Source organism: Nitrosophilus sp., assembly GCF_982775275.1.
Genome location: NZ_CEXZHP010000156.1, coordinates 1 through 3,625, shown reverse-complemented (window position 1 = coordinate 3,625; position 3,625 = coordinate 1). Strand labels below are relative to the sequence as shown.

Annotated in this window: 5 protein-coding genes; all 5 read right to left on the bottom strand. The window is 26.5% G+C overall.

From position 1 onward, the window contains the following. Positions 1 to 516: 516 nt before the first annotated feature. Complete coding sequence (cas2, locus tag AC30RD_RS07320; protein ID WP_489493774.1) at positions 517 to 789, bottom strand: CRISPR-associated endonuclease Cas2; 273 nt, start codon at positions 787 to 789, stop codon at positions 517 to 519. 213 nt (positions 790 to 1,002) lie between these two features. Continuing rightward, a complete protein-coding gene (gene cas1, locus AC30RD_RS07315) occupies positions 1,003 to 1,875 on the bottom strand; it encodes a CRISPR-associated endonuclease Cas1 (protein WP_489493773.1) in 873 nt (290 codons plus the stop codon). Next, positions 1,872 to 2,141 (bottom strand): CRISPR-associated endonuclease Cas2, encoded by a 270-nt coding sequence (gene cas2, locus AC30RD_RS07310; protein WP_489493772.1) that lies wholly within the window; start codon positions 2,139 to 2,141, stop codon positions 1,872 to 1,874. The genes cas1 and cas2 (AC30RD_RS07310) overlap by 4 nt, the downstream gene beginning before the upstream one ends. Before the next feature lie 48 nt (positions 2,142 to 2,189). Continuing rightward, entirely contained in the window at positions 2,190 to 3,095 is a 906-nt protein-coding gene (locus tag AC30RD_RS07305) for a WYL domain-containing protein (RefSeq protein WP_489493771.1), read from the bottom strand. A gap of 10 nt (positions 3,096 to 3,105) precedes the next feature. Next, positions 3,106 to 3,477, bottom strand: coding sequence for a hypothetical protein (locus AC30RD_RS07300; RefSeq protein ID WP_489493770.1), 372 nt, complete (start codon positions 3,475 to 3,477; stop codon positions 3,106 to 3,108). Between the last annotated feature and the right edge of the window lie 148 nt (positions 3,478 to 3,625).

Genomic DNA, 3,625 nt, shown 5'->3' with positions numbered 1-3,625 from the left:
AGTTATCGTTCTAAACCTTCGGTTTACCCTCGCTCACTTCAAATCGGGTCATAGGTAAAAATAAGACTTTACAAAATGCAGGAATGGAGGTAATGGAGATGAAGTGTCTCAATCCCCTTTAATCGGGTCATAGGTGTAATTATGGAAGTTATGAATATTGCATTGATTCTTATTCTAGTCTCAATCCCCTTTAATCGGGTCATAGGTGTAATATAATATTGGATTTGATGACGATGATGATATCATTAACATGTCTCAATCCCCTTTAATCGGGTCATAGGTGTAATAAAGGAGGCCATTATGACAAGAGTTAATCTAAATGTCTCAATCCCCTTTAATCGGGTCATAGGTGTAATAGCAACATTAAATTTTCAAATAACGATAAATAGCTATGTTTATACTATCAACTAATTTCTTAAAAAATGCTTTTATAGGATATTTCTTTAAAATTGACATTATATATCTCCAACAGAATGATATTTTTAAGAAAATTTTAATAATTAATCAAAACTTAAATCATTTTATAATAAAAACTTCTTTTAAGTTATATGCTTTTCCTAAATATATCCCATAATTTTTTATTTTATAAATCCTAATATCATCTTCATTAGGATCAATAAGTTCTATTAAATTATCGGCAATATTATAAATTTTGTTTTTTGTGAAATTTTTTGCAAGAAAAATCGAATACTGTATCCTAAAAGTCTCTTTTTCTAAGTATCTTGCTACTTTTGCCAGTCTTTTTTTATCTTTTATATCATATGATATTATGTAATCATCTTTTCTCATAATTTATTATCTTTCCAATTATATATCCATGATGGTCTATTAAAAAAATTTTGTTTTTTTTAGATAAATAATATAGATCTTTTAAATCTATTTTAGTGCCAATATCTATATAAATTGTAGAAATTTTTTTGTATGAAATAATAAATTCACCATAAAAATTTTTAACTATTAAATATTCAGGATATATTTCAAGTTTTGAGTGTGATTTAATTATCAGTTTCTTTCTAGGTTCTTTTTCAAAAGTGCGATCTCTTCTTTTATCTTTATCTCTTGATTCTCCATAAATGGTTTTAGTTTTGTCCATAATTTTTTCCTTCCTGTGGCAGTCAAAAAGACTTCTTTGCCTTTTTTAGTAAAATCTTTTAGAGTTATATCTTTATTTAAAAAAAGAAAGTATATAAACCTATCTATATCAGCTCTAAAAATCTCTAAAATATCTGAGCTTAAAGCCATATGTTCCCTAAAAGGTGTATGTAAATAGCCGATCAACGGTTCAAACCCATATATATTAAGCCATGTTGATATTTCATAGTAAAAAATAGTATATACATATGATAAAAGTGCATTTAAAGGATCTTGCGGAGGATTTTTGCTTCTATAACCTTTGCATACAATTTTGGGAAAGAGAGAAAAAAATCTCTTAAAATATTCCTTTGATAGATGCCCTTCAACTCCTAGTAATTCTTCAATATTTTTTACATTGTCTAAATCTTTCAAAAATTTCTTTTTTTCAATGTCCAAATCAAAATATATTAGATTGCTGTATGACTTTTCTATTTTTTTTCTCAGTATATATTTCGCAATTTCTAATCTTTTGTTAAGTGCTTTATATTGCAAATATTTTAAATCTCCATTTTTTATATATTTTTTTTGAATAAATATAAATTCTTTAGGTTTTGATGTAATTATCAAAATCGAAGTATCATTTTTAGATATATACGCTATCTCTTTCAATGATATTTCAGCATCTTTATATAATATTAATAAGTCAATACTCTTTAACGGAATTTTTGTTTCATTATCAATAATTACTATAGAATTTTTTATATTAATTTTACTTTTTTTATCAATAATTACTCGATTCATAATATTATGATACCTTTATCGAATGGTAGTTGTTTTGCTTTTCCAAGAAGAATAGCTTTTTTTTCTATTTCTATAATGTTAATACGGTCTTGTTCAGTATCCATTTTAAGGATTAGTTTATTTATCAAGCTTTTAAGCTCCTTTTCACTCAAATAACTTTCAATTGCGCTTTTTTGACCTCCAAATGCATATGAATATGCAATTTTTCTAATTTTGTATAATCTTTTCTTATCCGATATATCGTAGCAAACCAAATATAGTTTCATACTCTAAACCTTGAATATATTGTTATATAATTATAAAAACTTTAGAGGTCAGTTTTTGTCGTTTAAAAAAGTTTTGACAATTTTTGTAAGTTTGTCTTGAAGCTCTTTTGGAGAGATTATTTTCATATAGGGTAGCCACTTTTTTGCCAAAAAGAGTATCTCGTTTTCATTGTTTATTTTATAAGAGATTTTCAAACTCCCATCTTCATACTCTTTTAAAATTTTTTGCGAAGGTAAAAATTTTTTTACTTTAAAATGTCTTGCGATTTCTTTGTCAACTTTTACGATCACTTTAAAATCTGGATCAACATAACTGGAAAACAATGTTTGAAAACTTCTTAAAAACTCTTTTGCTCTTTTGGGCGTTTTAAAAGTTATAGGATATTCAACGATATCTTTAATAAAATTTATCCTCAAAAACTTAAAACCGCCGTTTATCTCATCGTTTGTAAGAGCCGCAAGATACCAGTTGTTTTTAGCGTAAACTATCTTTAGCGGCTTTACTTTTTTAAACTCGTATCTTTTATCTGAAATATAGACTATATCTATGATTTTTTTATAATATATGAGACTTTTAAGTTTTGAAAGAAGTTCAAAGTTTATAAGCTCTTCAAAAGGAGGCTCTTTTATTAGATAAATTTCTTCATTTTTATCGATTATATTTTTTGTATCAAACCCCAAAAATTTTAAAAATGTGCTGTTGGTTAAGTTTAAAAAATCTATAAATTTTTCATAATCATCAAAATCTTTTTTTGCCAACAATAAATTTTCTATTTTTATCTCTTGCGGCAAAGCGTAACATCCTCTATCTATGGGTATAAATTTAATTTTAAAAAACTCTTCAACCTCTTTTTTGTATCTTTGAACGTTTCTAACAGAGGTTTGAAGATAGTCTGCCAAATAGTTGGTGCAAAACTTTTTATTGCGACTAATAAACCATAAAAATTTAAGCAATTTTTCGCTTTTAGTCATCATCAAAACTACCTATATCAAAATCATCGTCAAAATCTAACAAATCATCCTCTTCGTCCCTGTCAAAATAGTTAATATCCCTCCCTTCTTGATTTATTTCCCAAGGTCTTGGCTCGTCACTAAGAAAATCGTTATTTTCATCCAAATAGTTATAAGTCTCAGCCGAACCTGAAGAGTTAAAAAGAAAATCCAACAATAATAGATACAATATAAAATCACCAAATCCAGTCCCACTCGATTCTTCTTTAACCTTTTCCGTAGCGTCAAAATATTTTTTATTTTTTTTAGCTGAAGATTTGGAAATTGCGCGAATAAAAAGGATTAAAAATATTATAACAATCAAAACTACCCAAAACTCATCCATACTTTTTCCTACAAGATAAATTGTTCCGATTCTTTTTTACTCATCTTAATAACAAACTTTTTTTCTTTTCCTGTTTGTATCTTTTGAAGTTTATCCAGAATACTTTTATCTTGAAAAAAAGATAGTTTAAATCTTTTTTCCTGATCCT